The sequence below is a fragment of the Enterobacter sp. GER_MD16_1505_Eko_090 genome (assembly GCF_003331015.1).
Taxonomy (GTDB): Bacteria; Pseudomonadota; Gammaproteobacteria; order Enterobacterales; family Enterobacteriaceae; genus Enterobacter; species Enterobacter roggenkampii.
Map to the genome: position 1 here is coordinate 261887 of NZ_PUQF01000002.1, position 26231 is coordinate 288117.

28 protein-coding genes are annotated in these 26231 nt (G+C 57.7%); 17 read left to right on the forward strand and 11 right to left on the reverse strand.

All coding sequences use genetic code 11. From position 1 onward, the window contains the following. Window position 1 precedes the first annotated feature (1 nt). From hpaD to hpaA, 6 genes are all read left to right on the forward strand, one after another. Complete coding sequence (gene hpaD / locus C6A40_RS03640) at window positions 2–853, forward strand: 3,4-dihydroxyphenylacetate 2,3-dioxygenase (protein WP_008502109.1); 852 nt, start codon at window positions 2–4, stop codon at window positions 851–853. A 9-nt stretch (window positions 854–862) separates the two neighbouring features. Beyond that, complete coding sequence (locus C6A40_RS03645) at window positions 863–1243, forward strand: 5-carboxymethyl-2-hydroxymuconate Delta-isomerase (RefSeq protein WP_008502110.1); 381 nt, start codon at window positions 863–865, stop codon at window positions 1241–1243. Window positions 1244–1349: 106 nt separating this feature from the next. Further along, window positions 1350–2153, forward strand: a complete 804-nt coding sequence (gene hpaH, locus C6A40_RS03650) for a 2-oxo-hept-4-ene-1,7-dioate hydratase (RefSeq protein WP_021240607.1) — start codon at window positions 1350–1352, stop codon at window positions 2151–2153. A gap of 9 nt (window positions 2154–2162) precedes the next feature. Then, a complete protein-coding gene (gene hpaI / locus C6A40_RS03655) occupies window positions 2163–2960 on the forward strand; it encodes a 4-hydroxy-2-oxoheptanedioate aldolase (protein WP_045335611.1) in 798 nt (265 codons plus the stop codon). A 21-nt stretch (window positions 2961–2981) separates the two neighbouring features. Beyond that, on the forward strand, window positions 2982–4334 hold the full coding sequence (gene hpaX, locus C6A40_RS03660) for a 4-hydroxyphenylacetate permease (RefSeq protein WP_045335609.1): 1353 nt from the start codon (window positions 2982–2984) through the stop codon (window positions 4332–4334). After that, window positions 4306–5196, forward strand: a complete 891-nt coding sequence (gene hpaA / locus C6A40_RS03665) for a 4-hydroxyphenylacetate catabolism regulatory protein HpaA (protein ID WP_045335608.1) — start codon at window positions 4306–4308, stop codon at window positions 5194–5196. The genes hpaX and hpaA overlap by 29 nt, the downstream gene beginning before the upstream one ends. 10 nt (window positions 5197–5206) lie before the next feature. Here hpaA and C6A40_RS03670 read toward each other — a convergent pair whose 3' ends face one another. The 3 genes from C6A40_RS03670 to C6A40_RS03680 are packed head-to-tail and all read right to left on the reverse strand — an operon-like array spanning window position 5207 to window position 7994. Next, on the reverse strand, window positions 5207–5962 hold the full coding sequence (locus C6A40_RS03670; RefSeq protein WP_045335605.1) for an ABC transporter ATP-binding protein: 756 nt from the start codon (window positions 5960–5962) through the stop codon (window positions 5207–5209). 2 nt (window positions 5963–5964) lie between these two features. Continuing rightward, on the reverse strand, window positions 5965–6990 hold the full coding sequence (locus tag C6A40_RS03675; RefSeq protein WP_370976482.1) for a FecCD family ABC transporter permease: 1026 nt from the start codon (window positions 6988–6990) through the stop codon (window positions 5965–5967). Next, entirely contained in the window at window positions 6990–7994 is a 1005-nt protein-coding gene (locus C6A40_RS03680) for an ABC transporter substrate-binding protein (RefSeq protein WP_045335601.1), read from the reverse strand. The genes C6A40_RS03675 and C6A40_RS03680 overlap by 1 nt, the downstream gene beginning before the upstream one ends. A 222-nt stretch (window positions 7995–8216) precedes the next feature. Between C6A40_RS03680 and hpaB the strand changes: the two genes are divergently transcribed. The 6 genes from hpaB to yjiA all read left to right on the forward strand — a co-directional run bounded on the left by hpaB (window position 8217) and on the right by yjiA (window position 15013). Then, the gene (hpaB, locus tag C6A40_RS03685; protein ID WP_114191238.1) at window positions 8217–9779 is read left to right on the forward strand and encodes a 4-hydroxyphenylacetate 3-monooxygenase, oxygenase component; all 1563 of its coding nucleotides are present in this window, start codon (window positions 8217–8219) and stop codon (window positions 9777–9779) included. A 17-nt stretch (window positions 9780–9796) separates the two neighbouring features. Continuing rightward, entirely contained in the window at window positions 9797–10309 is a 513-nt protein-coding gene (locus C6A40_RS03690; RefSeq protein WP_008501308.1) for a 4-hydroxyphenylacetate 3-monooxygenase reductase subunit, read from the forward strand. Window positions 10310–10486: 177 nt separating this feature from the next. Beyond that, complete coding sequence (locus C6A40_RS03695) at window positions 10487–11404, forward strand: helix-turn-helix transcriptional regulator (RefSeq protein WP_045335597.1); 918 nt, start codon at window positions 10487–10489, stop codon at window positions 11402–11404. A gap of 191 nt (window positions 11405–11595) precedes the next feature. Beyond that, window positions 11596–13749, forward strand: a complete 2154-nt coding sequence (locus C6A40_RS03700) for a carbon starvation CstA family protein (protein WP_008501310.1) — start codon at window positions 11596–11598, stop codon at window positions 13747–13749. 96 nt (window positions 13750–13845) lie between these two features. Then, window positions 13846–14049 (forward strand): YbdD/YjiX family protein, encoded by a 204-nt coding sequence (locus C6A40_RS03705; protein ID WP_003856610.1) that lies wholly within the window; start codon window positions 13846–13848, stop codon window positions 14047–14049. 10 nt (window positions 14050–14059) lie between these two features. Next, window positions 14060–15013: a GTPase gene (gene yjiA / locus C6A40_RS03710; RefSeq protein WP_039023939.1), complete on the forward strand. Its 954-nt coding sequence runs from the start codon at window positions 14060–14062 to the stop codon at window positions 15011–15013. 69 nt (window positions 15014–15082) lie between these two features. Here the strand turns inward: yjiA and C6A40_RS03715 are convergent, their stop codons facing one another. Continuing rightward, a complete protein-coding gene (locus tag C6A40_RS03715; protein ID WP_023293355.1) occupies window positions 15083–16441 on the reverse strand; it encodes an esterase-like activity of phytase family protein in 1359 nt (452 codons plus the stop codon). A 411-nt stretch (window positions 16442–16852) separates the two neighbouring features. On the opposite strand from C6A40_RS03715, the gene C6A40_RS03720 reads away from it, so the two are divergent. Both C6A40_RS03720 and C6A40_RS03725 read left to right on the forward strand, forming a co-directional pair. Next, window positions 16853–17398: a YfaZ family outer membrane protein gene (locus C6A40_RS03720; protein WP_008501313.1), complete on the forward strand. Its 546-nt coding sequence runs from the start codon at window positions 16853–16855 to the stop codon at window positions 17396–17398. Next, window positions 17398–17718, forward strand: coding sequence for a hypothetical protein (locus C6A40_RS03725; RefSeq protein ID WP_045335593.1), 321 nt, complete (start codon window positions 17398–17400; stop codon window positions 17716–17718). Before C6A40_RS03720 ends, C6A40_RS03725 begins: the two co-directional genes overlap by 1 nt. A 44-nt stretch (window positions 17719–17762) precedes the next feature. Here C6A40_RS03725 and C6A40_RS03730 read toward each other — a convergent pair whose 3' ends face one another. Further along, window positions 17763–19133, reverse strand: a complete 1371-nt coding sequence (locus tag C6A40_RS03730) for an NAD-dependent succinate-semialdehyde dehydrogenase (RefSeq protein WP_023326641.1) — start codon at window positions 19131–19133, stop codon at window positions 17763–17765. A gap of 151 nt (window positions 19134–19284) precedes the next feature. On the opposite strand from C6A40_RS03730, the gene C6A40_RS03735 reads away from it, so the two are divergent. Both C6A40_RS03735 and C6A40_RS03740 read left to right on the forward strand, forming a co-directional pair. Then, a complete protein-coding gene (locus C6A40_RS03735) occupies window positions 19285–20028 on the forward strand; it encodes a helix-turn-helix domain-containing protein (RefSeq protein ID WP_045335589.1) in 744 nt (247 codons plus the stop codon). A gap of 47 nt (window positions 20029–20075) precedes the next feature. Next, on the forward strand, window positions 20076–20702 hold the full coding sequence (locus C6A40_RS03740; RefSeq protein ID WP_045335588.1) for a LysE family translocator: 627 nt from the start codon (window positions 20076–20078) through the stop codon (window positions 20700–20702). A 21-nt stretch (window positions 20703–20723) separates the two neighbouring features. Here C6A40_RS03740 and tssD read toward each other — a convergent pair whose 3' ends face one another. From tssD to C6A40_RS03755, 3 genes are read right to left on the reverse strand one after another with little or no spacing between them, the layout of a single operon-like run. Next, window positions 20724–21215: a type VI secretion system tube protein TssD gene (gene tssD, locus C6A40_RS03745; RefSeq protein WP_045335586.1), complete on the reverse strand. Its 492-nt coding sequence runs from the start codon at window positions 21213–21215 to the stop codon at window positions 20724–20726. Continuing rightward, complete coding sequence (locus C6A40_RS03750) at window positions 21216–21728, reverse strand: hypothetical protein (protein ID WP_045335584.1); 513 nt, start codon at window positions 21726–21728, stop codon at window positions 21216–21218. It abuts the gene before it with no gap. Next, complete coding sequence (locus C6A40_RS03755; protein WP_223825734.1) at window positions 21728–22093, reverse strand: tlde1 domain-containing protein; 366 nt, start codon at window positions 22091–22093, stop codon at window positions 21728–21730. The genes C6A40_RS03750 and C6A40_RS03755 overlap by 1 nt, the downstream gene beginning before the upstream one ends. Before the next feature lie 237 nt (window positions 22094–22330). Here C6A40_RS03755 and C6A40_RS03760 point away from each other — a divergent pair, with 237 nt between their 5' ends. Beyond that, entirely contained in the window at window positions 22331–23602 is a 1272-nt protein-coding gene (locus C6A40_RS03760) for a DUF445 domain-containing protein (protein ID WP_045335582.1), read from the forward strand. On the opposite strand, the gene C6A40_RS03765 is transcribed toward C6A40_RS03760, so the two are convergent. Genes C6A40_RS03765 through C6A40_RS03775 form a run of 3 tightly spaced genes read right to left on the reverse strand, consistent with a single transcriptional unit; the run spans window position 23599 to window position 26199 of the window. After that, window positions 23599–24675 carry a DUF2955 domain-containing protein gene (locus C6A40_RS03765; RefSeq protein WP_045335580.1) on the reverse strand — a complete coding sequence of 359 codons (1077 nt, stop codon included), beginning with the start codon at window positions 24673–24675 and terminating at the stop codon, window positions 23599–23601. The two genes, C6A40_RS03760 and C6A40_RS03765, sit on opposite strands and share 4 nt — an antisense overlap. After that, complete coding sequence (locus C6A40_RS03770; RefSeq protein ID WP_102135182.1) at window positions 24665–25732, reverse strand: HlyD family secretion protein; 1068 nt, start codon at window positions 25730–25732, stop codon at window positions 24665–24667. Before C6A40_RS03770 ends, C6A40_RS03765 begins: the two co-directional genes overlap by 11 nt. After that, on the reverse strand, window positions 25729–26199 hold the full coding sequence (locus C6A40_RS03775) for a MarR family winged helix-turn-helix transcriptional regulator (protein ID WP_008501325.1): 471 nt from the start codon (window positions 26197–26199) through the stop codon (window positions 25729–25731). The genes C6A40_RS03770 and C6A40_RS03775 overlap by 4 nt, the downstream gene beginning before the upstream one ends. Window positions 26200–26231 lie beyond the last annotated feature (32 nt).

A 26231-nucleotide genomic window follows, 5' to 3' on the forward strand; every position in this document is an offset into this window, starting at 1 on the left:
AATGGGCAAATTAGCGTTAGCGGCAAAAATCACCCACGTGCCGTCGATGTATCTCTCCGAACTGCCGGGCAAAAACCACGGCTGCCGCCAGGGCGCCATCGACGGACACAAAGAGATCAGCAAGCGCTGCCGGGAGCTGGGCGTCGATACCATTATCGTCTTCGACACCCACTGGCTGGTGAACAGCGCGTATCACATCAACTGTGCGGACCATTTTTCGGGCGTCTACACCAGCAACGAGCTGCCGCACTTTATCCGCGACATGACCTACGACTACGACGGCAACCCGGAACTCGGCCAGCTGATCGCCGACGAAGCGGTGAAGCGTGGCGTGCGCGCCAAAGCGCACAACATTCCGAGCCTCAAGCTTGAGTACGGCACGCTGGTGCCAATGCGCTACATGAACGCGGATAAGCACTTCAAGGTGGTCTCCATCTCGGCGTTCTGCACGGTTCACGACTTCGCCGACAGCCGCAGGCTGGGCGAGGCCATCGTCAGCGCCATTGAGAAATACGACGGCACCGTGGCGGTACTCGCCAGCGGCTCGCTGTCGCACCGCTTTATCGACGACCAGCGCGCGGAAGAAGGGATGAACAGCTACACCCGGGAGTTCGACCGCCAGATGGACGAGCGCGTGGTGAAGCTGTGGCGCGAGGGTCAGTTCAAAGAATTCTGCAGCATGCTGCCGGAGTACGCCGACTACTGCTACGGCGAGGGCAACATGCACGACACGGTGATGCTGCTGGGGATGCTCGGCTGGGACAAATACGACGGCAAGGTGGAGTTTCTCACCGAGCTGTTCGCCAGCTCCGGCACCGGCCAGGTCAACGCCGTTTTCCCCCTGCCCGCGTAAGGAGCCTCCATGCCGCACTTTATTGCTGAATGTACCGACAACATCCGCGAGCAGGCCGACCTGCCGGGACTGTTCGCCAAAGTGAACGAGGCGCTCGCCGCCACGGGCATCTTCCCTATCGGCGGTATCCGCAGCCGCGCCCACTGGCTGGACACCTGGCAGATGGCCGACGGCAAGCACGATTACGCCTTTGTCCATATGACGCTGAAGATTGGCGCGGGGCGCAGTCTGGAGAGCCGGGAAGAGGTCGGTGAAATGCTGTTTGCGCTGATTAAAACGCACTTCGCGGCGCTGATGGCGAGCCGCTATCTGGCGCTGTCGTTTGAGCTGGACGAGCTGCACCCAACGCTCAATTACAAACAAAACAACGTGCACGCGTTGTTTAAGTAGACATCTTTTCCGCCCGGTGGCGCTTCGCTTACCGGACCTACAACGGCTCGAACGTAGGCCCGGTAAGCGCAGCGCCACCCGGCAACAGCCGCATAAAGGATACGCCATGCTCGATAAACACACCCATACCCTGATCGCCCATCGTCTGCATCAGGCGGAGCAGTCCCGGGAGCAGATCCGCCAGATCTCCCTCGACTACCCGACGATCACTATCGACGACGCCTACGCCGTCCAGCGCGAATGGGTCAGTCTGAAGATCGCCGAAGGCCGCGTGCTGAAGGGCCACAAGATCGGCCTCACCTCTAAAGCGATGCAGGCCAGCTCGCAGATTAGCGAGCCGGACTACGGCGCGCTGCTGGACGACATGTTCTTCCACGACGGCAGCGACATCCCGGTCGACCGCTTTATCGTCCCGCGCATTGAAGTGGAGCTGGCGTTCGTGCTGGCAAAACCGCTGCGCGGCCCGAACTGCACGATCTTCGACGTCTATAACGCCACGGACTACGTGATCCCCGCGCTGGAGCTGATCGACGCCCGCTGCCACAACGTCGACCCGGACACCCAGCGCCCGCGCAAGGTGTTCGACACCATCTCCGATAACGCCGCCAACGCGGGGGTGATCCTCGGCGGCCGTCCGATTAAGCCCGACGAGCTGGATCTGCGCTGGATATCCGCCCTGCTCTACCGCAACGGCGTCATCGAAGAGACCGGCGTCGCCGCAGGCGTGCTTAACCACCCGGCCAACGGCGTGGCGTGGCTGGCTAACAAGCTCGCCCCGTATGACGTGCAGCTGGAGCCTGGCCAGATCGTTCTCGGCGGCTCGTTTACCCGCCCGGTGCCCGCCAGCAGAGGCGACACCTTCCACGTCGACTACGGCAACATGGGCTCCATCAGCTGCCGCTTTGTCTAGGAGATAACCATGCAAAACGCATTCAAAGCGGCGCTGCAGGCGGGCCGTCCGCAAATTGGGCTATGGCTGGGGCTGACCAGCAGCTACAGCGCGGAGCTGCTGGCCGGAGCAGGCTTCGACTGGCTGCTGATCGACGGCGAGCACGCGCCGAACAGCGTGCAGACCGTCCTGACCCAGCTGCAGGCCATCGCCCCTTATCCCAGCCAGCCGGTGGTTCGCCCGGCGTGGAACGACCCGGTGCAGATCAAACAGCTGCTGGACGTGGGCGCACAAACTCTGCTGGTGCCGATGGTGCAAAACGCCGACGAAGCGCGGCAGGCGGTACGTGCCACCCGCTACCCGCCCGCGGGTATTCGCGGCGTCGGCAGCGCCCTGGCGCGCGCCTCGCGCTGGAACCGCATTCCGGATTACCTGCAGCAGGCCAACGACGCCATGTGCGTGCTGGTGCAGATCGAAACCCGCGAGGCGCTGAAAAACCTGCCGCAGATCCTGGACGTGGACGGCGTCGACGGCGTGTTTATCGGCCCGGCGGATCTCAGCGCCGACATGGGCTTTGCCGGCAATCCGCAGCACCCGGAGGTGCAGGCCGCCATTGAACAGGCGATCGCGCAGATACGCGCTGCGGGTAAAGCCCCCGGCATCCTGATGGCGAACGAGCCGCTGGCAAAACGCTATCTTGAACTCGGCGCGCGGTTTGTCGCCGTCGGCGTCGACACCACCCTGCTCGCCCGCGGCGCGGAAGCGCTGGCGGCACGCTTTATCGAACAACCGGTTACGTCAGTTAATAACAATAAATCCGTCTACTAAACGTAAGATCTGGAGCGCACCATGACGACCTCTACCCTGCAAACCCATGATAATAAAGCCGTTGAACACCGCGTCATTCACAAGCTGTTCCGACGCCTGATCGTCTTTCTCTTTATCCTGTTTGTTTTCTCGTTTCTCGATCGCATCAACATCGGCTTCGCCGGGCTGACGATGGGCAAAGATCTGGGCCTCACCTCAACCATGTTTGGCCTGGCCGCGACGCTCTTTTACGTCACCTACGTGCTGTGCGGGATCCCGAGCAACATCATGCTGGCGAAGATCGGCGCACGCCGCTGGATCGCCGGGATAATGGTGGTGTGGGGTATTGCCTCCACCTGCACCATGTTCGCCACCAGCCCCGAAACCCTCTACGTCCTGCGCATGCTGGTGGGCATTGCCGAAGCGGGCTTCCTACCGGGTATTCTGGTCTATCTCACCTGGTGGTTCCCGGCCTATCACCGCGCCCGCGCCAACGCGCTGTTTATGATCGCCATGCCGGTGACCATGATGCTCGGCTCGATCCTCTCCGGGTACATTCTGGCGATGGACGGACTGTGGAACCTCAAGGGCTGGCAGTGGCTGTTCCTGCTGGAGGGTCTGCCGTCGGTGGTGCTCGGCGTGGTGACCTGGTTTTACCTCAACGACACCCCGGATCAGGCCACCTGGCTGGATGAGGACGAAAAGCGGGCGCTCAAAACGATGATCGCCCGCGAGCAGGAGGTTGCCATTGCCCAATCCGTCACGCCGCGCTCGACGCTGCGCGAGGTGCTGACCCCGGCGGTGCTGCTCTACACGCTGGCCTACTTCTGCCTGACCAATACGCTGAGCGCGATCAACATCTGGACCCCGCAAATCCTGCAGAGCTTCAACACGGGGAGCAGCAACATCGTCATCGGCCTGCTGGCGGCGATCCCGCAGTTCTGCACCATCCTCGGGATGATCTGGTGGAGCCGCCGCTCCGACAGGCTGAAAGAGCGAAAAAAGCACACCATCCTGCCGTACCTGTTCGCCGCGGCGGGATGGATGCTGGCCTCCGCGACCGATCACAGCCTGATCCAGCTGCTTGGCATCATCATGGCCTCAACCGGATCGTTTACCGCCATGGCGATATTCTGGACCACGCCGGATCGGGTGATTAGCCTGCAGTCCCGCGCGGTGGCGCTGGCGGTGATCAACGCCATCGGCAACGTCGGCTCCGCCGTTAGCCCATTGCTGATTGGGATCCTGCGCGACGCGACCGGCAGCTTCAGCTCGGGACTGTGGTTCGTGGCGGGTCTGCTGGTGGTCGGCGCGCTGGTGCTGACGCGCATTCCGATGACGCAGCGGGATCAACAGAGGAACGATCATGTGCCAGAGCCCTATCGCCAACATTGATATCAGCAAGGAGTACGACGAAAGTCTGGGCACCGACGATGTGCACTACCAGTCGTTCGCCCGCATGGCGGCCTTTTTTGGCCGCGACATGCAGGCGCATCGTCACGACCAGTATTTTCAGATGCACTTTCTCGATACCGGGCAGATTGAGCTCCAGCTCGACGATCACCGCTATTCGGTGCAGGCCCCGCTGTTCGTCCTCACCCCGCCGTCGGTGCCGCACGCGTTTATCACCGAATCCGACAGCGACGGACACGTGCTGACGGTGCGCGAGGATCTGATCTGGCCGCTGCTTGAGGTGCTCTACCCCGGCACGCGGGAGGCGTTTGGCCTGCCGGGGATCTGCCTTTCGCTTGCCGACAGGCCGGACGAGCTGGCGGCGCTGAAGCACTACTGGCAGCTGATTGCCCGGGAATCCACGGAGCAGCTGCCCGGGCGCGAGCATACGCTGGTCCTGCTGGCCCAGGCGGTGTTCACCCTGCTGCTGCGCAACGCGAAGCTCGACGACCACGCGTCAGGCGGCATGCGCGGCGAGCTGAAGCTGTTCCAGCGGTTTACCCAGCTGATCGACAGCCACTACCACCAGCACTGGACGGTGCCAGAATACGCCAGCGAACTGCACCTGACCGAATCCCGCCTGACCGATATCTGTCGCCGCTTCGCCAACCGCCCGCCAAAACGGCTGATCTTCGACCGCCAGCTGCGGGAGGCCAGGCGCCTGCTGCTCTTCTCCGACAGCACCGTCAGCGAAATTGCCTGGCAGCTGGGGTTTAAGGATCCGGCCTATTTTGCCCGCTTTTTTAATCGCTTAGTGGGGTGCTCGCCGAGCGCGTATCGGGCGCAGAAAGTACCGATCTCTTAGAATGAGACCTTCAGACGTACTGGATATTCATCGTGCCGCGATCGGTTCGATAGATGGAGGCATCCACCTGCCAGGTTGACTGAATCAGCTCCGGCGTAAGCACGGCGGCAGGTTCACCGGATGCCACAACTCTTCCTTCATTCAGAACGACAAGGTGCTGACAATAATTCGCCGCCAGATTGAGATCGTGTAAAGCCACGATGACGGTAACAGGCAACGCGGTAACAAGACGCATCAGCTCAAGCTGGAACTGGATGTCCAGATGGTTAATCGGCTCGTCCAGCAGCAGAATATCCGGCTGTTGAGTGAGCGCACGCGCTATCTGGCATCGCTGACGCTCACCGCCAGAGAGCCTCTGCCAGGTTCGGTGGGCCAGGGCATTAAGTTTCATCATCGAAAGCGCCTGCTGTACCGCATCCTCATCAGCCTGATGCCAGGGCGTAAACGCTCTGCGATGCGGTGTGCGCCCAAGGCGAACAATATCAAGAACGCTCATTTCCGCCTCCGCTTCCGCATGTTGCGGAACGAAAGCCAGCTTGCGGGAAAGCTGACGCTGGCTCAGGGTATTCGTCTGCTTACCGCCCATTGTGATTCCGGCATAAGTGCAGGGCTGGACGCCCGCCATGGCACGGATCAATGTCGATTTTCCCGACCCGTTAGGGCCGAGTAGCCCTACCGTTTGCGACCGTTGTGCCATAAAACTGATGTCAGACAACACCCGGCGCGCCTGGAGCGTCACGCTCAGCTTATCCACCACGACATGCATGCTTATTTCTCCCGGTTACGGTACAGAATCAGGGCAAAAACAGGCGCACCAACCAGGGCGGTGACCACACCAACTGGCAAAACCTGGTGGCTAATCAGCATGCGCGAAATCAGGTCTGCAAGGATCATGAAATGACACCCGCCGAGGAAGGCGAGAGGGACAGTGAGCAAATGGCGGTGCCCAGCAATCATGCGGGTAATATGCGGGATGACCAGCCCAACAAAGCCCACCGCACCAATAGCACTGACGATGACCGCCGTTATCAGCGCGGTGGTCAGCAGTAAAATCACGCGTACCCGCTGAACGCGTGTGCCAAGCGTCGCGGAAACGTCCATGCCAAAATTAAAGGTATCCAGTGAACGGGCGTAGCAGATTGTTATCAGCAACCCTGCCACAACGACGGTGAAGCACAGGAGTGCATCAGCCCAGCGCACACCGCTCAGACTCCCCAGCAGCCAGAACATGACCCCACGAGACTGCTCCGCGTTAGCCGACGTACTGACAATGTACGACGTGAGCGCGTTAAACAGCTGCGTACCGGCGATTCCGGCCAGTACAATCCGTGCTGCTTTCTCGCGCATACCGCCTGATAAGACGACGATCAGCAGAAACGCCATACAGGCACCAATAAACGCTCCGGCGCCTGTCGTAAGGACACCGCTGCCAATCCCCAACAGCATTACGCTGACGGCACCGGTTGAGGCACCGGCAGAGATCCCCAGCAGGTAAGGGTCCGCAAGCGAATTACGCAACAGCGACTGCATGACCAGACCGCACAACGCCAGGCCACCGCCGCTGCTGGCCGCCATCAGCGCACGACTCATACGGTATTGCCAGACAATTCCGGCTTCAACGGCAGGCAAATCGACGTGGGTGATACCCAGACCATTGGTTATTGCCCAAAACGCAGTGGCATAGCTCACCGGTATATCACCAGTCGCAGCAGCCAGCGTTATCATGATCGGCAGACTCAGGATCCCAGCGCAGATGATCGTGCCGGTTCGCCAGTAATAAACGGTCTTGTGCATCATCTGGCTTGAGTCATCTCTTTCATATGCTGGCCGATGAGCTCAACCGCTTCGACGTTACGCAGTGAGGGATCCAGCGACATGGCAGGAACCACCACGATATTCCCTTGCCTGACCGCAGCCATTTCACGCGTAACGGGATCGGTTTCCAGGAACCGTTTTTTTGTCACCACGTCATCTGCGGGATGCAGTCGTCTGTCCATACTCGCGATGACGATAATATCAGGCTGAGATTTAACGATATGTTCCCACGTCACCGCAGGCCACTCCTCGCCAGAATCGATGATATTTGTCAGACCAAGGGTTTTACTGATCCAGCCTGGTGCTCCTTTATTGCCCGCTACCCACGGATCGCCTTTCAGGCGGGAGCTTGAAAACCAGTAAACCACCTTAAGCGGCGCCTGCGCGTGCTGCTGCGCGGTGGCAATGCGCCCGGAAACTTTCTGTTTCAGCGCTTCGCCACGTGCCGGTACGTCAAAAATGCGAGCCAGAGCCGTAATCTCTTCAAGAATGATATCAATGGAGTAAGGCGCAGAGCGTGCGCCGTCGCCATTGGAGGTGGCTGTGACGGCCTTATTGGTACAGTCGGCTGGCGAGATCCAGGTCTTGATGCCTAACTGTTCAAATTGCTGACGCGTAGCAACCTCACCTTGCGGCCCGACATGCCAGCTGTACTGGGCGAGAACAAGCTCAGGACGTTGAGCGACTACGGCTTCGAACCCAGGAGCATTCTCTGCCAGTCGCTTAAGTCTAGCACCCTGCGCGCTGACATCGTCGGGTAAGGCGCCAAACCAGACGGTAGTACCCGCAATCTTATCTGCCAGCCCCAGGGCGAGCATCAGTTCTGTTTCGTGCTGACCAATTGTCACCACGCGTGAAGGGGCATGCGTGAAGGTTTCTTTAATGCCGCAGTTTTCGATGGTTATCGGATAACGAGTATCAGCCGTGCTCACCAGAGGAAAGGTCAGCAATGCAGAGAGCATAAGGGGGATTGTAAATTTCATCATTTCGCTCAAAGTTATGTTATAACATAACAATATGCACAGTATAAAACATGCTGTCAAGTCAACGCGAGGCGAGGCGACAACGATCACAAAGCCCATACCCACCCGAAAAGTACCCGTCGTTGTCCCAATCGTCCCTTCACGTTACGCCCCTCTCAGGCTTCAATTAAACAACAAAAACAAAACATAAATTTAACAACACAATTCCGATACGAGGTCCCTATGAAGCCTGAAGAGTTCCGCGCAGACGCCAAACGCCCGTTAACCGGTGAAGAGTATTTAAAAAGCCTGCAGGACGGACGCGAGATTTACATCTACGGCGAGCGCGTCAAAGACGTCACCACCCATCCGGCGTTTCGCAATGCGGCGGCCTCCATCGCGCAGATGTACGACGCGCTGCACAAGCCGGACATGCAGGACACGCTCTGCTGGGGCACCGACACCGGCAGCGGCGGCTATACCTACAAGTTCTTCCGCGTGGCGAAAAGCGCCGACGACCTGCGCCAGCAGCGCGACGCCATCGCCGAGTGGTCGCGCCTGAGCTACGGCTGGATGGGCCGCACGCCGGACTACAAAGCCGCGTTCGGCTGCGCGCTGGGCGCCAACCCGGCCTTCTACGGCCAGTTCGAGCAGAACGCCCGGAGCTGGTACACCCGCATTCAGGAAACCGGCCTGTACTTTAACCACGCCATCGTTAACCCGCCGATCGACCGCCACAAGCCAGCGGACGAGGTAAAAGACGTCTACATCAAGCTGGAGAAGGAGACCGACGCCGGCATTATCGTCAGCGGTGCGAAAGTGGTGGCAACCAACTCGGCGCTGACCCACTACAACATGATCGGCTTCGGCTCCGCGCAGGTGATGGGCGAAAACCCAGACTTCGCGCTGATGTTCGTCGCGCCGATGGACGCCGAGGGCGTGAAGCTGATCTCCCGCGCCTCCTACGAGATGGTGGCAGGCGCAACCGGCTCCCCTTACGACTACCCGCTCTCCAGCCGCTTTGACGAAAACGACGCGATCCTGGTAATGGATCACGTGCTAATCCCGTGGGAAAACGTGCTGATCTACCGCGATTTCGACCGCTGCCGTCGCTGGACGATGGAGGGCGGCTTTGCGCGAATGTATCCGCTGCAGGCCTGCGTGCGTCTGGCGGTGAAGCTCGACTTCATCACCGCCCTGCTGAAGAAATCCCTGGAGTGTACCGGCACCCTGGAGTTCCGCGGCGTGCAGGCGGATCTCGGCGAAGTGGTGGCCTGGCGCAACATGTTCTGGGCGCTGAGCGACTCCATGTGTTCCGAAGCCACCCCGTGGGTCAACGGTGCGTATCTGCCGGATCACGCGGCGTTGCAGACCTACCGCGTGATGGCCCCGATGGCCTACGCCAAGATCAAGAACATCATCGAGCGTAACGTCACCTCCGGGCTGATCTACCTGCCGTCCAGCGCGCGGGACCTGAACAACCCGCAGATCGACCAGTATCTGGCGAAATACGTGCGCGGCTCCAACGGCATGGACCACGTCGAACGCATCAAGATTTTGAAGCTGATGTGGGACGCCATCGGCAGCGAGTTTGGCGGCCGTCACGAGCTGTACGAAATTAACTACTCCGGCAGCCAGGATGAAATTCGCCTGCAGTGTCTGCGCCAGGCGCAGAGTTCCGGCAATATGGACAAGATGATGGCGATGGTCGACCGCTGTATGTCCGAATACGACCAACACGGCTGGACGGTGCCACACCTGCACAACAACAGCGATATCAACATGCTGGACAAGCTGCTGAAATAGCGCAGCGGGAGGTTGCAATGCATTCAGATGAACAACGCCTGCGTTTTCGCGACGCAATGAGTAGCCTGTCGGCGGCGGTTAACGTGGTCACCACCGAGGGCGAGGCGGGCCGCTGCGGCATCACCGCCACCGCCGTCTGCTCGGTCACGGACACCCCGCCGTCGGTCATGGTGTGCATCAACGCCAACAGCGCCATGAACCCGGTATTCCAGGGCAACGGCAGGCTGTGTGTTAACGTGCTGAACCACGAGCAGGAGATCATGGCGCGCCATTTCGCCGGGATGACCGGTATGGCGATGGAAGAGCGCTTTGCCCTCTCCTGCTGGCAGAAAGGGCCGCTGGCGCAGCCGGTACTCAAGGGCGCGCTGGCCAGCCTTGAAGGCGAAATAAGCCAGGTGCAAACCATCGGCACGCATCTGGTTTATCTGGTTGAAATTAAAAACATCATTCTGAGTGACGCGGGCCACGGCCTGATCTACTTCAGGCGCCGCTTCCACCCGGTCATGCTGGAGACGGAAGTCGCCGTGTGACCCCCCTCGCGCTGGCCTTTTTTCCGGCCAGCGCCGCTTTCTGCAAAAACTCCTAAGGTTTCCGCTAAATCACGCCGTTATATACCCATAAGAGAAATTTTCTGTGCCTGAATACTGACGCCGCCTGTCAGTGCACCCGCATCATTCAGCGCATACCTATATATACAGGATGACCTTATGGCTAAAACGACGCGGAGCCGCTCGGCTGAACGTCTGGTCGATATTCTCCTTGAGCTACATTTAAACGGTGTGGTAAACCGCGGTGCGCTAATGGAGAAATTTAAAATTACCGAACGCACCGTCTACCGGGATTTAAATGCCCTCTCGCCCATTGTTGAACATACCGGTAACGGTCTATATCGGCTGATTCATTCCGCACAATCGCCGGGTGGGCAAGGATTGCATCACACTCTGGCTAACTTTCTGAATGCCGACAGCTTTTTCCCTGAAAGAAATATGGAATTCTGGCAAAAGCTTGAAAGGCGCGTAGACGAAAACCATATTCTTATTCTTGGCAATGAAGCGGAACATACGGTAGAACGCGATATTCGCCGTCATTTAACGAAAATCGAGAAATCGATTAAAAACCATAATGTTTGCCAGATCGTTTATAAGGGTAAAACCCGCCTGATTAATCCCTATAAACTCATTAACAAAAAAAATATATGGTATTTACAAGCCACCGAAAATAGCCGGCTGAAATCCTTCTCATTGAGCCAGATTAGCTGGTTTGATATTCAGAAAACGACCTTCACTCCCGAAGAAAATGTTCTTGAGCTGCTGGAGAAAAGCCTCGACCCCTGGGTGTCCGAAGATACTTTCGCGGTGAAAATATTCATCAAAGATAATATTTCACATTACTTCCTGCGCCGGGATCTTCTGCCGGAACAGGAGCTGCTGGAGGAGCAGCAGGACGGCGTCACGCTGCGCTGCCAGGCGGCTCACGAGAACCAGATCCTGCCGCTGCTGTTCTACTGGCTCCCCCATATTCAGATCCTGGAACCGAGCTGGCTGAAGGAGAAACTCATCAGGACGCTGGAGAGCTATCTGGCCGTGGAGCGCAACCCGAATAATCAAGTGATCTCAATCACATAATTTCGCCCTCTGGCGGCGCACCGAAACCGCTCGTCGCCGCCTTTGACCGCTCACCCGGCACTTTCAACCACTCATTCATTTACCGTCCTTTACGCGCGCGGGGATCTGGCACGATCGCTCCAGCATTAATCAATACCTCCTCACAACGAACCCTGACCCTTTTTTCTTTACATAAAAAACCAGGTCTTACTATGGATACTAAAAAACTACTGAAGCACGTGCCCTGGGCCTTACTCGGGATCCTCGGTGCTTTCTGTCTGGCGGTTGTCGCATTACGCCGGGGCGAACACGTCAGCGCCCTGTGGATCGTGGTCGCGTCGGTTTCCGTCTACCTTGTGGCTTATCGCTACTACAGCTTATACATCGCGCAGAAGGTCATGAAGCTCGACCCGACGCGTGCCACCCCGGCGGTCATTAACAATGACGGCCTGAACTACGTGCCTACCAACCGCTACGTGCTGTTTGGTCACCACTTTGCCGCCATCGCAGGCGCTGGCCCGCTGGTCGGCCCGGTACTGGCCGCGCAGATGGGCTACCTGCCGGGTACGCTCTGGCTGCTGGCGGGCGTGGTGCTGGCGGGGGCGGTGCAGGACTTTATGGTGCTGTTTATCTCCTCGCGCCGTAACGGTTCGTCGCTGGGTGAGATGATCAAAGAAGAGATGGGCCGCGTGCCGGGCACCATCGCCCTCTTTGGCTGCTTCCTGATCATGATCATCATCCTCGCGGTGCTGGCGCTGATCGTGGTGAAAGCGCTGGCCGAAAGTCCGTGGGGCGTCTTCACCGTCTGCTCTACCGTACCGATTGCGCTGTTCATGGGCATCTACATGCGCTTCCTGCGCCCTGGCCGCGTTGGTGAGGTGTCGGTGATCGGTATCGTGCTGCTGGTCGCCTCCATCTACTTCGGCGGCGTGATTGCGCACGACCCGTACTGGGGCCCGGCGCTGACCTTTAAAGACACCACCATCACCTTCGCGCTGATCGGTTACGCATTCGTTTCTGCCCTGCTGCCGGTGTGGCTGATTCTGGCTCCGCGCGACTACCTGGCGACCTTCCTGAAAATCGGCGTGATCGTCGGGCTGGCAATCGGGATTGTGATCATCAACCCTGAGCTGAAAATGCCGGCGGTAACCCAGTACATTGACGGTACCGGTCCGCTGTGGAAAGGCGCCCTGTTCCCGTTCCTGTTTATCACTATCGCCTGCGGTGCCGTGTCTGGCTTCCACGCGCTGATCTCCTCCGGCACCACGCCGAAGCTGATGGCCAATGAAACCGACGCGCGCTTCATCGGTTACGGCGCAATGCTCATGGAGTCCTTCGTGGCGATCATGGCGCTGGTTGCGGCGTCGATTATCGAGCCTGGCCTGTACTTCGCGATGAACACGCCACCAGCGGGTCTGGGCATCACCATGCCTAACCTGCATGAGATGGGCGGCGAAAATACCGCGCTGATCATGGCGCAGCTGAAAGAGGCCAGCGCACACGCGGCGGCGACCGTCAGCTCCTGGGGCTTTGTGATTTCGCCTGAGCAGATCATGCAGACCGCGAAAGACATCGGCGAACCGTCCGTGCTGAACCGCGCAGGTGGTGCACCGACGCTGGCGGTAGGTATCGCACACGTGTTCCACAAAGTGCTGCCGTGGGCGGACATGGGCTTCTGGTACCACTTCGGTATTCTGTTCGAAGCGCTGTTCATCCTCACCGCGCTGGACGCCGGTACCCGTGCGGGCCGCTTCATGCTGCAGGATCTGCTGGGTAACTTCGTGCCGTTCCTGAAGAAAACCGACTCTCTGGTGGCGGGCGTACTCGGCACCGCGGGCTGCGTAGGCCTGTGGGGTTACCTGCTGTATCAGGGCGTGGTTGACCCACTCGGCGGCGTGAAGAGCCTGTGGCCGCTGTTCGGTATCTCTAACCAGATGCTGGCTGCCGTGGCCCTGGTGCTGGGTACCGTGGTCCTCGTGAAAATGAAACGTACCAAATACATCTGGGTTACCGTGGTGCCTGCGCTGTGGCTGCTGCTCTGCACCACCTGGGCGCTGGGTCTGAAGCTGTTCAGCACCAACCCGCAGCTGGAAGGCTTCTTCTTCATGGCTAACCAGTACAAAGAGAAGATTGCTGCAGGCGGCGCGGATTTAACCGCGCAGCAGATTGCCAACATGAACCATATCGTGGTGAACAACTACACCAACGCGGGTCTGAGCATTCTGTTCCTGGTGGTGGTGTACAGCATCATCTTCTACGGCATCAAAACCTGGATGAAAGTGCGCAACATCGATGGCCGCACGGATAAAGAAACCCCGTACGTGCCGGTACCGGAAGGCGGCGTGAAGACCTCTTCACACCACTAAAACAATGGCGGGCGGCGCTGCGCTGACCCGCCCTACAACGGTGCTGTAGGCCCGGATCGCTGCGCGCCACCGGGCTTTTTCTTATCAGGACACGTTATGTTTGGTAACTTAGGCGAAGCAAAAAAATACCTCGGTCAGGCGGCGAAAATGCTGATTGGCATCCCGGACTATGACAACTACGTTGAGCACATGAAGACCAACCATCCGGATAAGCCGTACATGACCTACACCGAATTCTTCCGCGAGCGTCAGGAAGCGCGCTACGGCGGAAGTGGAGAAGGCGGCGTCCGCTGCTGCTAAAGGAGAGACCATGACCCCGATTGCCGTTACCCTGCTGACCGGTTTCCTCGGCGCCGGTAAAACCACCCTGCTGCGCCACATCCTGAACGAGCAGCACGGCTTCAAAATCGCCGTCATCGAAAACGAATTTGGCGAAGTCTCCGTAGACGACCAGCTGATTGGCGATCGCGCCACGCAGATCAAAACCCTGACCAACGGCTGCATCTGCTGCACCCGCTCTAATGAATTAGAAGACGCCCTGCTGGACCTGCTCGACAGCCGCGACCGCGGGGAAATCGACTTCGACCGCCTGGTGATCGAGTGCACCGGCATGGCCGACCCCGGCCCGATTATTCAGACCTTTTTCTCGCACGAGATCCTTTGCCAGCGCTACCTGCTGGACGGCGTCATTGCCCTGGTCGACGCGGTCCACGCCGACGATCAGATGAACCAGTTCACCATCGCCCAGTCTCAGGTGGGCTACGCCGACCGCATCCTGCTGACCAAAACCGACGTGGCGGGCGAAAGCGTTAAGCTGCGCGAGCGCCTGACGCGCATCAACTCCCGCGCGCCGATTTACACGGTGACGCACGGCGATATCAACCTGTCCCAGCTGTTCAACACCAACGGCTTTATGCTGGAAGAGAACGTCACCGCAAAACCGCGCTTCCACTTTATGGGAGACAAGCAAAACGACGTGGCGTCGATTGTGGTCGAGCTGGATTACCCGGTGGACATCAGCGAGGTCTCCCGCGTGATGGAGAACCTGCTGCTGTCGTTTGCCGACAGGCTGCTGCGCTACAAAGGCATGCTGTGGATTGACGGCGAGCCGAACCGCCTGCTGTTCCAGGGCGTGCAGCGCCTGTACAGCGCCGACTGGGACCGACCGTGGGGCGATGAAGCGCCGCACAGCGTGATGGTGTTTATTGGCATCCAGCTGCCGGAAGAGGAGATTCGGGCGGCGTTTGCGGGGCTGAAGAAATAGCCTCCCCGCTTAACTATGCGCTCCGAACAATCCCCCTCTCCCCTGTGGGGAGAGCGGTGAGCGGTAAACTTATTTCACCGCCTCCGGCAGCGTCACAATCCACAGCTCGCTGTCGGACTCCGGCTTCTTCAGCGGCTTCACGCTGAGCGTGGTTTCCACCGGTTTATCCTCCAGCGTCAGCTTGCCTTCCGCGTTCACCCGGTAATCCTTAAGCTTCTTGCCCTCGACCGGGTTTTGCATCGCGACCTTCACGCCAAAATCGTTATCGTTCGCCACCGCAAGCGTTTTGCTGTCGATCAGCGCCAGTCCTTCAGCCTTCTCCTGCTGCCAGCCCAGCGCGCGGAGATCGACCACCTGCGTTTTTGCCGCAAGGGTAATGCCGCGCTGCGCCAGGGTTTTCTCATCATCAAACTCCGGGTACTCGCCCGGCTTGTCGAAGGCGGAAAGATCGCTCGCCTTGCTGAGATCCACCTTGTAAATCAGGTTGCGCATCCCGTCGTTTTTATCGCTTCCCTGCTCAATCAGCAGGATGTGCTGATTATCGAGCGCCACGATGTCGCCGATTTTGGCGTCGCTGTTTTTGTCGTAGGCCGCGCTGTCGATAGGGTAACCGTACATCGCGGTTTTGCCGGTCGCCGGGTCAAAACTCACCAGACGGGTGAACAGCGCCTGCTTTTTGCTCTTCCCGTCGATGTCCAGCGTGCTTTGCACGGCGGCGATAATCCGTCCGTCCGGCATCCGGGTCAGGCCTTCAAAGCCCCGGTTGGGCTGACGCCATTTGATGATGTTTGGCAGACCGCCCGCGATAGATTTTTCCCCTTCCGCGGCCTGCGGCCCGTGGATCGCGAGGATTTTCCCTTTGCTGTCGACGTTAATCAGGAACGGGCCGTACTCGTCGCACAGCCAGTAGCCGCCTTTGCCGTCCGGCGTAATGCCTTCCGTATCCAGTCCGCGGTTATCACCTTTCAGGACCTTGAGGGTGTCGCTGAACGCCACTTCATTGGTGGAGCCAATCACGCCGCTTTGCAGCGGCAGACCGTTAATCTCGCCTTTATCGTCATGCAGCGGGCGGGCATCAACCGCCTCCGCTTTGCCGTTCTGGACGCGGATGGTCATCAGGAGCGGCGCGAAATCCGGCGTAACAAAGATTTTGGCTTCGTTTTTACCCATTTTTGGCGCATCGGCGTTGGGACCGCGATCGGTCACGGTCGCAAACGTCAGGGCATCGCCCTGCTTGCCCGTAAACAGCAGGCCAGAGCCAATCCCCACCGGGAGCCCGTTCGGGAACGCATCGGCAAACGCGCCGCTGTATTTCACATGGGAGCCGTCAGGGAAGCTGACGATATAGCGCTCAGCGGTAGGCTGCGCAGCCAGGCCAGAGAAAGAGAGCGCACAACCGATAAGCACAGGAATAATTTTTCTTTTCATATTGTTAGTGTCCAGTGAGTGAAGCCAACAACGTAAAGAATAAACGTGTCAGAAAAATGACATAGAAAGGCAACCGGCGTGCGCGGGTGAACGTATATTCATTGCCCTGAAATGTAAGGTTGTGTTGTATTATGTGACATCTGAAATACTTCTGGAAATTATTAGAAACCCAATTAATTCACCTCTAATCACTATCCCTTCCTCGTTCAGTTTATGTTTAGTCAAAAAATTAAACGGTGCCTAAACGTCCGAACATCACGCGTTGACACCTCGACAATCAAACATCGATGCAACATTTCGAATAAAAAAGTTAACAATATCAGCATAAAACAGCGACCTTCATCACATTTGCAGTCATAAACATCGCTTGTTAAGGTGCCCCCAGATGAATTTAATGACGAGGCATAAAACATGAAAAAACTGAATATCCTTCTTCTTTCTGCTCTGACCGCCCTCTCGGGTTCCGCTCTGGCAATGGGCGGCAGCATTGAGCAGGGTAAAAACTTTACCAACCTCAACCTCGAGATGGGGAAATCCTCATCCGGCCTGTATGCCGAAAGCAACTGGCTTAAAAACACCGATGACGGTACCCAGACCGGCGGCGTGGGCGCAGGCTACAACCTGGAAGTGGGCCCGGTGATGCTGAATGCGGGTGCTAAAGCCATTTACATCGGCCCGAAGAAAGGCGATAACGGCGTGGCGTTCCCGATCGGCGGCGGTGTGAACGTTGCCCTGACCGACAGCATCCACGTGTACGGTGAAGGCTACGTGGCGCCAGAAGGGCTGAACAACAGCGTGAAAAACTACGTGGAAGCCAACGGCGGCGTAAGCTGGACGCCAATTACGCCTGTGACCCTGAAAGTGGGTTACCGCCACGTGAGCGTTGATGGCAAGGACGGCCGCCCTGGCCACACGCTGATTGACGGCGCATATGTAGGCGGTGGAGTCACCTTCTGATGAAACACCGCATGACCGCGCTTTGCGTTCTGAGCCTCACGCTGATGCTCACCGGCTGCGTCCAGTACAAATGGGTGAAACCGGGCGTCAGCGATGCGGAAATGAATAAAAAGCTCACGGAATGCGAAGCGCAGGCGCTGATCGATCTTCCCCCGGATAACGTGGTGACCGGTTCGAGCTCGGAAAAAACGGACAAATCGAAAAAGAAAAAGGATATTTCCACGAGCTACACGGTTGAAGACGCGAATGAATATCGCCGGGATACGCTGGTTGACAGCTGCATGTTCAAAAGCGGCTGGGACAAGATCGTAGTGCAATAACCCCATAAAAAACCTGCCGGCTGGCAGGTTTTTTTTATGGCCTCTTACTGACGCACCACCACCAGCTTCTGGTTCACAAACTCTTTGATCCCCAGATCCGACAGCTCGCGTCCGTAACCGGAGCGCTTCACGCCGCCGAACGGCAGCTCTGGCGCGGTATCGGTGAGCCAGTTGATATACACCATCCCGGTCTCAATCCGCGACGCCATTTTTTTCGCGCGCTCGATATTCTGGCTGAATACCGCCCCACCCAGGCCGTAGTGTGAGTCGTTCGCCAGCGCGACCGCCTCGTCGTCGTTTTTTACCACGTACATCTGCGCCACCGGGCCGAAGAACTCTTCAAAGTACGCCGGGTTGTCGCGCGAGATATTCGTCAGGATCGTCGGTTCGAAGAAGCTCCCCTCACGCTGCACCGGCTTGCCGCCATAGTGCAGCGTCGCGCCGTTTTTCACCGCCTCGTTGACCTGTTTGGTCAGCGTTTCCAGCGCATCTTTCGACGACAGCGGCCCCAGCGTGGTGCTTTCGTCGAGCGGATCGCCAATCTTCACCTGCTTAAACGCCTCGGTAAATTTGCTCAGGAAGGTGTCGGCAATCTTTTCATGCAGGATAAAGCGCTTCGCCGCGGTACAGACCTGCCCGGCGTTGTTGAGCCGCGCATTCACGCCAATCCTGACGGCTTTGTCCAGGTCCGCATCGTCCAGCACCACGAACACGTCGTTACCGCCCAGTTCAAGGGTGGATTTCTTGATGTGCTTCGCCGCCTGCGCGGCCACCACGCTGCCGGCTTTTTCGGAGCCGGTTAATGCGGCACCCTGCACGCGATCGTCAGCAATGATGTTCGCCACCTGCTCGGACGAAATAAACAGGTTGGTCCACGCCCCTTCCGGCGCCCCCGCCTCACGCACCAGGTGGGCAAAGGTCTCGGCGCAGTGCGGCACGATGCTGGCATGCTTGGCGATAACGGGGTTACCCGCCGCCAGGTTTGGCGCCAGAACGCGCATCAGCTGGTAATACGGGAAGTTCCACGGCTCAACGGCCATCAGCACGCCGATGGGGTGATGCTCCACCCACGCTTCCCCGAGTTCGGATTGATACTTCACCGGGGCCAGGAACTGCTTCGCGTTGTCGGCGTAGTAGCGGGCGATCTGCGCGCACAGCTTCACTTCGCCACGGCTCTGTTCGATGAGCTTACCCATCTCCTGACTGGCAATTTTCGCCAGCTCCTCGGTGCGCTCGTCGATCAGATCGGCAAGCTTATGCAGCACCGGCAGGCGCTGATTGATGTCGCCTTTCGCCCAGTCCGAATGGTAAAGCGCATCGGCCGCTTTCAGCGCCGCGTCGATATCCGCGTCGGTATGCGAGGGGTATTCTTTGATGAGCTGGTTAGTGGCAGGATTTACTGTCTGATAAGCCATGTCGAATCTCCTTGTTTTACCGCTTAGGGTATTAAGGGTAGTCAACATGACTGGCTGTGGACGTAAAGTTGGGTATATCCGGAAGGTTCTTAATGAAGCGCTGCAAGACGGTTCGCTGACGTGGTATAAAAAACGTCCAGAAGGAGTTCATATGACCGATACCCGACACATCCGGCAGACTTTTTACCGTGCCTCAGGCCTTGAGCTGCGCAGCACGTGGCAGAGCACGCAGCCGTACAAACGCCACAGTCACCCTCAGCTCTCTATCGGCGCGATTATGGAAGGCCAGACCTGCTGCGTGTGCCATGACAGAGAATACATCCTTAACCCCGGTGACCTCATTGTGATCCCGGCCTCTGCGCCGCACAGCTGCAACCCCGTCGCCGGGCAACCGCGCAGCTACCATATGCTCTATATCGACACCGATATTCCTCAGGCGTTACAGGTGATTCGCGACCCTGCGCTCTTTAAGCGCTACCTGGATATTGTTGAGGCAATGTCGCCTGCCTCCGTAGACACGCTGCTTTCAGCCCTGCCCCGCTGCGTGGCAAACGCAGATGCGCTTCGCTCAACCAGCCAGCACGTGCGGCAGGCGTTTCTTGCCGACCTGGCCGCACCGCCTTCGCTTGACGAACTTGCCCAACGATTCTCGCTGCGCAAGGAGACGCTGATCCGCACCTTCCGGCAGGATACCGGCCTGACGCCGGGCAGCTTCCTCAACATCTCCCGCGTGGAGTTCGCCAAAGCGCGACTGCGTGCCGGGGACGACATCGCCGACGTTGGCTACCAGAGCGGGTTTGCCGACCAGAGCCATTTTCATAAGACCTTCGTCAGCTATACCGCCGCCACGCCGCGCCAGTACGCGACGGGCCGATCAATATCTGACAATAAATAACGTTGGCATCACCGTAGCCTGACCTCAGATTGTTAACCGAGGTTGCTATGGAACTGTTCTTCCCTTCCGCTTTTCTCGCCCTGGCGCTGGCGCATTTTGTCGCCCTGTTAAGCCCGGGGCCGGACTTCTTCCTGCTGGTGGGCTACGCGGCGCGCTACCGACTGCGCGGCAGCGCCGGATTGTGCGTCGGCATCGCCGCGGGTAACGCGCTTTATATTGTTCTGGTGATTATCGGCTGGAGCGCGCTGCGGCAGTTTGCCTGGCTGTTTACGCTGATAGAGTTTTGCGGGGCGCTGTACCTGCTGTGGATCGGCTCGCATCTGGTGCGCAGCCAACCGCAGGCGATGAGGCTGAATGAAACCCGTCAGCGCTGCCCTTCGCTGCGCAAGCAGATCCTGCTGGGGCTCGGCTCGGCGCTGCTTAATCCGAAGAACGCGCTGTTCTATCTGGCCCTGATGACGGCGCTACTGGGACCGGACGTGACGCTGCTTCAGCAGGCAACCTGCGGCGTCTGGATGGTGACGGTGGTGCTGGCGTGGGATCTGGCACTGGTGACGCTGATGGGTTTGCCCGCGGTCCAGCAGAAGCTCAGCCGTGCGCTGTGGCTGATAGAGCGCACGGCGGGGGTGGTGCTGATGGGGTTTGGCGGGTGGGTGATGTGGCGGGTGATATGAAAGAATCTTATCAGCCGTTTTCTATGCCCCTAACCGATAATCCCAGTCATCCATGTGAATAACGTTACCGTCACGGTAATGCCAGGTTATCTTTTCATAACGAAGCAAAACAAGCTCAAGATGCCCCTGTTTTTCATGGTAAGTCTCTTTCACGTCATGCATTAATGAAAACACCGTGACGACCTTCACCGCTTCCAGCGTTATCGTGAAATAGATGTCTTCCTGACCGGCATCATTGATTCTGTACAGGTCGATAGTCGCTTTTCTGAACGTACCGCCCGTGCTGAGTGCTTTATAGAGAAAAACGCTGGAGGCATCTATTTCTTTCTCAATCAGAAAGGGACGATGCTGGCGTTTGCTCAATGCTCTGCCATTATGCAGGTCAGAATTATAGCTTACGTTATGATAGAGCCCTAAAACCTCAATCTGGTTTTCATGGTCTTTAACTTTCACGCTGCCTTTTATGCTATTACCCGCATCGTCAGTTAATGACATATATCCCGGAATGGCCATTTACATATCCTTATCGAATGGAACAGAGTGTTCAACAGTCGCGATCATAACAGCGAGACATCTTTTACCCTGCGGGGTTGTTATTTTAAACATTTCCCTGATTGAATCCACAAAGAGCTTATTACCCTCTGCTTCCGTTTCTGGATAACTGGCAAAAGCACAGATTTGTTGAATAGTGAGTAACGGCTTATCGTCTTTTAAAATGGCTAAAACGCCTGCAGGATTATGAGGGATAGCTTCAGAAAGCGCTGCTTTTAAATCTTCAGCCGTACTGGCGTCCACGCCCGGCTCAAGCGCACTCGCGACAGCTAACCATTTCTGATTTCCTTTGCTAATCTCTGGGATAACATGATTCCACCATTCCGACTCATCGCTATCATTAGCATATAATTGTGCAACAACATGCCTGGCGCCTTTGCCGTTTATCATCTGCAAGATCTGTTCAGGAGTGTGGTTTTTGGCAAATAACCCCATCGGTAAGCACAAGAAGAATAGCGCAATAATACACTTCATTATCGCACCACCAGTATTGTATCACCCGAATCATAAATCATATGACGCTTGTCCTGGCCGTTCATAATGATGCAACCAGCTGATGCTGATCCTGGTGGCTGACCTTTTTTATCACCATGAATTTGAAAATGATCTCTACCAAAGGTATTGGTCCCCGCTATAGGCTCAAGAATAATGGCCTCTGCACTTTTATGATTATTCCACCCGGCAATAAAATAAATACCTCTGGGAATGGGGCCTCTGTTTCGTTGACTTTCACACTCTGGCTTATCTTTCGATTCACCCGCACCGCTGTAGCAGTTAGCAACAAACTCACCATTATGGCTCAATACCCCCGTCGAAACTTTATACTCCCATGTCATCATTACCGTCTCCTTTCATAAATAGTCCTTTATCTTATGACTAACAAGAGCGTTAAAATGACTACGACGGTCACAAAACATGACGTCCAAAATAAATAAGCACAAAAAATATAGAAAAATTAATAATAGATAATTTTGATGTATATAATTTTTATATAAAAGCCGTGTGTTCAGGCAGAGATTGCGTCTACCCTTTCACCAGTTTTGCACTTTTGGTTCACTTGCCTCTATCCTTAACCCATGGAAAAAATAGCTGAACTCAAACGCGCCAAGCTGCTGGCGCTGTCGCTGCTGCTGATTGCCGCCGCGGCCTTTATCACCACCCTGTTCCTGCCGCAGACCTTTTGGGTGCGCGGCGTCAAGGCCATTGCCGAGGCGGCAATGGTTGGCGCGCTGGCGGACTGGTTTGCGGTGGTCGCGCTGTTCCGCCGGGTGCCGATTCCCTTTATCTCCCGCCATACGGCGATCATCCCGCGCAATAAGGACCGGATCGGCGACAATCTCGGCCAGTTCGTGCAGGAGAAGTTTCTGGATACCCAGTCGCTGGTGGCGTTGATCCGCCGCTATGAGCCCGCACAGATGATTGGCGCCTGGTTCAGCAAGCCCGACAACGCCCAGCGCGTCGGGCTGCATCTGATGCAGGTGATGAGCGGTTTTCTCGAACTCACCGACGACGGGCGCATTCAGCGCCTGCTCAAACGCGCGGTGCATAAGGCCATCGACAAGGTCGACTTCACCGAAACCAGCGCCGTGATGCTGGAGAGTATGACCAAAAACAACCGCCACCAGGTGCTGCTGGACGCCATCATCAACCGGTTGATTACCCTGATTCAGCGGGAAAGCACGCGGGACTTTATTGCCGACCAGATCGTCCACTGGCTCAAGACCGAACACCCGCGCAAGGCGATGGTGCTGCCCACCGAGTGGCTGGGCGATCAAAGCGCGGAGATGGTATCGAACGCGGTCAACACGCTGCTGGACGATATCAGCCACGACCGCACGCACCAGATCCGCCAGGCGTTTGACCGCGCCACGCTGAAGCTTATCGACAACCTGAAAAACGATCCGGACATGGCGGCAAAAGCCGACAACATTAAGCACTACCTGAAAAACGACGAGGCGTTTAACCGCTATCTGGGGGAGATGTGGGCCGACCTGCGCCAGTGGCTGAAGGCGGATATGCAGAGTGAGGACTCGCGCGTGAAGCAGCGCATCGCCAACGCCGGGCTGTGGTTTGGCGAAACGCTGTCTAACGACGCCAGCCTGCGGGCGTCGCTGAACGAGCATCTGGAGCAGGCCGCGCATCGCGTGGCGCCGGATTTCGCGGCGTTTCTGACCCGCCACATCAGCGACACGGTCAAAAGCTGGGACGCCAAAGACATGTCCCGCCAGATTGAACTGAACATTGGCAAGGATCTGCAGTTTATCCGCGTCAACGGTACGCTGGTGGGCGGGACGATTGGCCTGATCCTGTTTTTACTCTCGCAGCTGCCTGCCGTGCTGGGACATTAATCTACTTTGGGCGGCGCGATGACGTAGCGCGTCGCCTCGAAGCGGTTGAGGATCAGGTGCATCAGAAAGACCATCGTCAGCGTCGCCACCAGCGAAAAGGTAACGGAGGTGATGCGGTACAGATCGCTGAACACCAGGTCAGTGTCCGGGTGCATGTTCTGCCCGAACATTATCCCGATGGTGGTGATGCTGGAGAAGCCTACGCCCGCCCCGACCTTCTCCATCACGTGGAGTCGCGCGCCAAACGCCAGCCCAAGGCCGATCAGCGGCATCATCAACAGCATATGGCTGCTGTGATCGTAGAGGATCAGCTGCACCACCAGAATATAGAGGCAGCCCAGCACCACGCCGACCACGCGCCAGATGGAGCTCATCACCGCGCCGCGATAGTGCATCGGGAACAGGATCAGAATCCCTGCCATCAGCGCCGAGAGCGAATCGCTTAAGTCGCTAATCTGAAACACCACGAAAATCATCGTCGCGACGCTGCCGGAGAGCAGCGACTCGTGGCGCACGCGGGCATCGTCTTTCTCAATCAGCGGCGGCGGCTTGCGGGGCTCCACGTCCGGCAGGAGGTAGTTCATCAGCGCGCTCAGGCACACCGCCATCACGCTGGCTTCGATGTTCGAGAACAAAAGCGTATGCCAGTTGGTGGTGGGGTAGCTCATAAAGTTGAGCATCACACTCTGGCACACCACGCCCATCGAACCGAACAAAAACAGCGGCCCTTTACTCATAAAGCGAAAACGCATCACGTAGAGGGCGAAGACCACCAGCGTCATGATCGCCGGCCATTGCGACAAATAGCCGATGATAATTACCATTTCGACGCAGTTAAGCGATGCGCTGAAGATAAACTGCTTCGCCACGTGGCGGTTAAACACCGGCACCAGCGACAGCAGCATGATCGGGTAGACCACGAAGAACACGCCGTAGCGGGTGTTGTAGAAGCTCGAGATGCTCAGCGCAATCATCCCGGCAAAGACGATGCGCAGGGTCTGGCGAAAGTCGTTTGCCGTGTAGACGATGTTACCGTGCGGGGTAAATACTCGCGCCAGGGTGCTAATAGACATAGTGAAGCAGGCTCACCAGGTGGATCTGCATCCCGGAGAAGAAGCGCGCAAACGGCCCTTCGCTGTTGTAGAGCTGCACGGTCGCGCGGGCGCCGGTCGGCAGATGCTTCGGCAGCGGCTCGTCCAGCGAGACGTGAATGCGCATGCGCTGGGCATCGCGCACCCAGCGGTTGGAGGTTTCCGGCTCGGAGAGCTGGCCATTAACGGCCTCCTGACCGGCCAGGATCCCCGCGTCGCTGCTGGTGACGTGGGCGCGGAAAACGTGTCCCGGGAAGGCGTCAAACACCACGGCCGCATCGGTGCCCTGATGGGTATGGCGCAGGCTCTTCTCACGGAAATCGGCCACGATATCGGTCTGGTTGTTTACCAGCGCCAGCGCGGCCGAACCGGAGGAAGCGTAGAAGCCCGGGCTCAGCTGCAGGTTACTGACCGTGCCGTCCGCCTGGGCGTAGACCTTCGTCCAGCCGAGGTTCAGCTCCGCGTCATCGAGCGCGTTACGGTATTTTTGCAGCGTCACGTTGTGCTGCTCATCCCGCTCGCCGCGCTGGATGCGCAGGTTGCGGATGTTGGCCTGAATCGTGCTGACGGACTGCTCGCTGCTCTGCCAGGTGGTGCGAACCTTATCCAGATCCGCCTGCGAGACGTTCTGCAGGGTGCTCAGTTTCTGGTAGCGATCAAAGGTCACTTTGTCGTTACGCGCGGTCAGCACGGCGGTTTTCAGGCTGGCCTGCGCGGCGGCGATCTGCGCATCCAGCTGTTCGTTGGACAGGCGTGCCTGCTCGAGCGCGATTTGCGCCGCCTCTACTTTATTGCGAAACGGCGTGTCGTCGAGTTCAAACAGCAGATCGCCTTTCTTCACCTGGCTGTTGTTATGGACATGTACCGCCGCCACGTAGCCGGAGACGCGCGGAGACACCGGCGTCACCACGCGCATCACGGTGGAGTCCGGCGTCAGCGGGATCCAGATATCCGCGACGATAAAGTAGACAAACATCAGCAGGAAAGAGGCAATACTCACCCTTACCCAGCGGGCAAACTTTTGTTCAGGGGTCATTATTTTTCGGTCTTGTTATCTTCTTCGCGGATTGTCCGCAAATTGCAGGCGATTTGGTTCAACGTGGCGCTGAAAATGTCGAGATGTTCCGGCGCGATGTTTTGCGATACGCGCGCCTGATACGTCTCAATCACCTGAGTGAGCCTTTTTAATATGGCTTTTCCCTCAGGCGTCAGCGTCAGAAGCCGGATGCGCTTGTCATAAGGCGATGTGGTGCGCAGCAGGTAACCCTGTTTTTCCAGCTGTGTGAGGGTGCGCATCAGCGGCGGCAGTTCAATGCCCTGCACCTCCGCAAGCTCACTCATTGAGACGTTATCCCCGAGCTGATGAAGCTGCATCATCACCGTCCAGCTCGACTGGGTTAACCCGGTATCGAGAATGGCGTCGTCGATGACGGCACGCCACTGGCGCACGATCATCGCCATCCGCATGCCCATCGGCCTGCGGCAGAACAGTTCTTCTTCACTCATGGGGAAACCTCTCATTACACGCGGTCAAGATA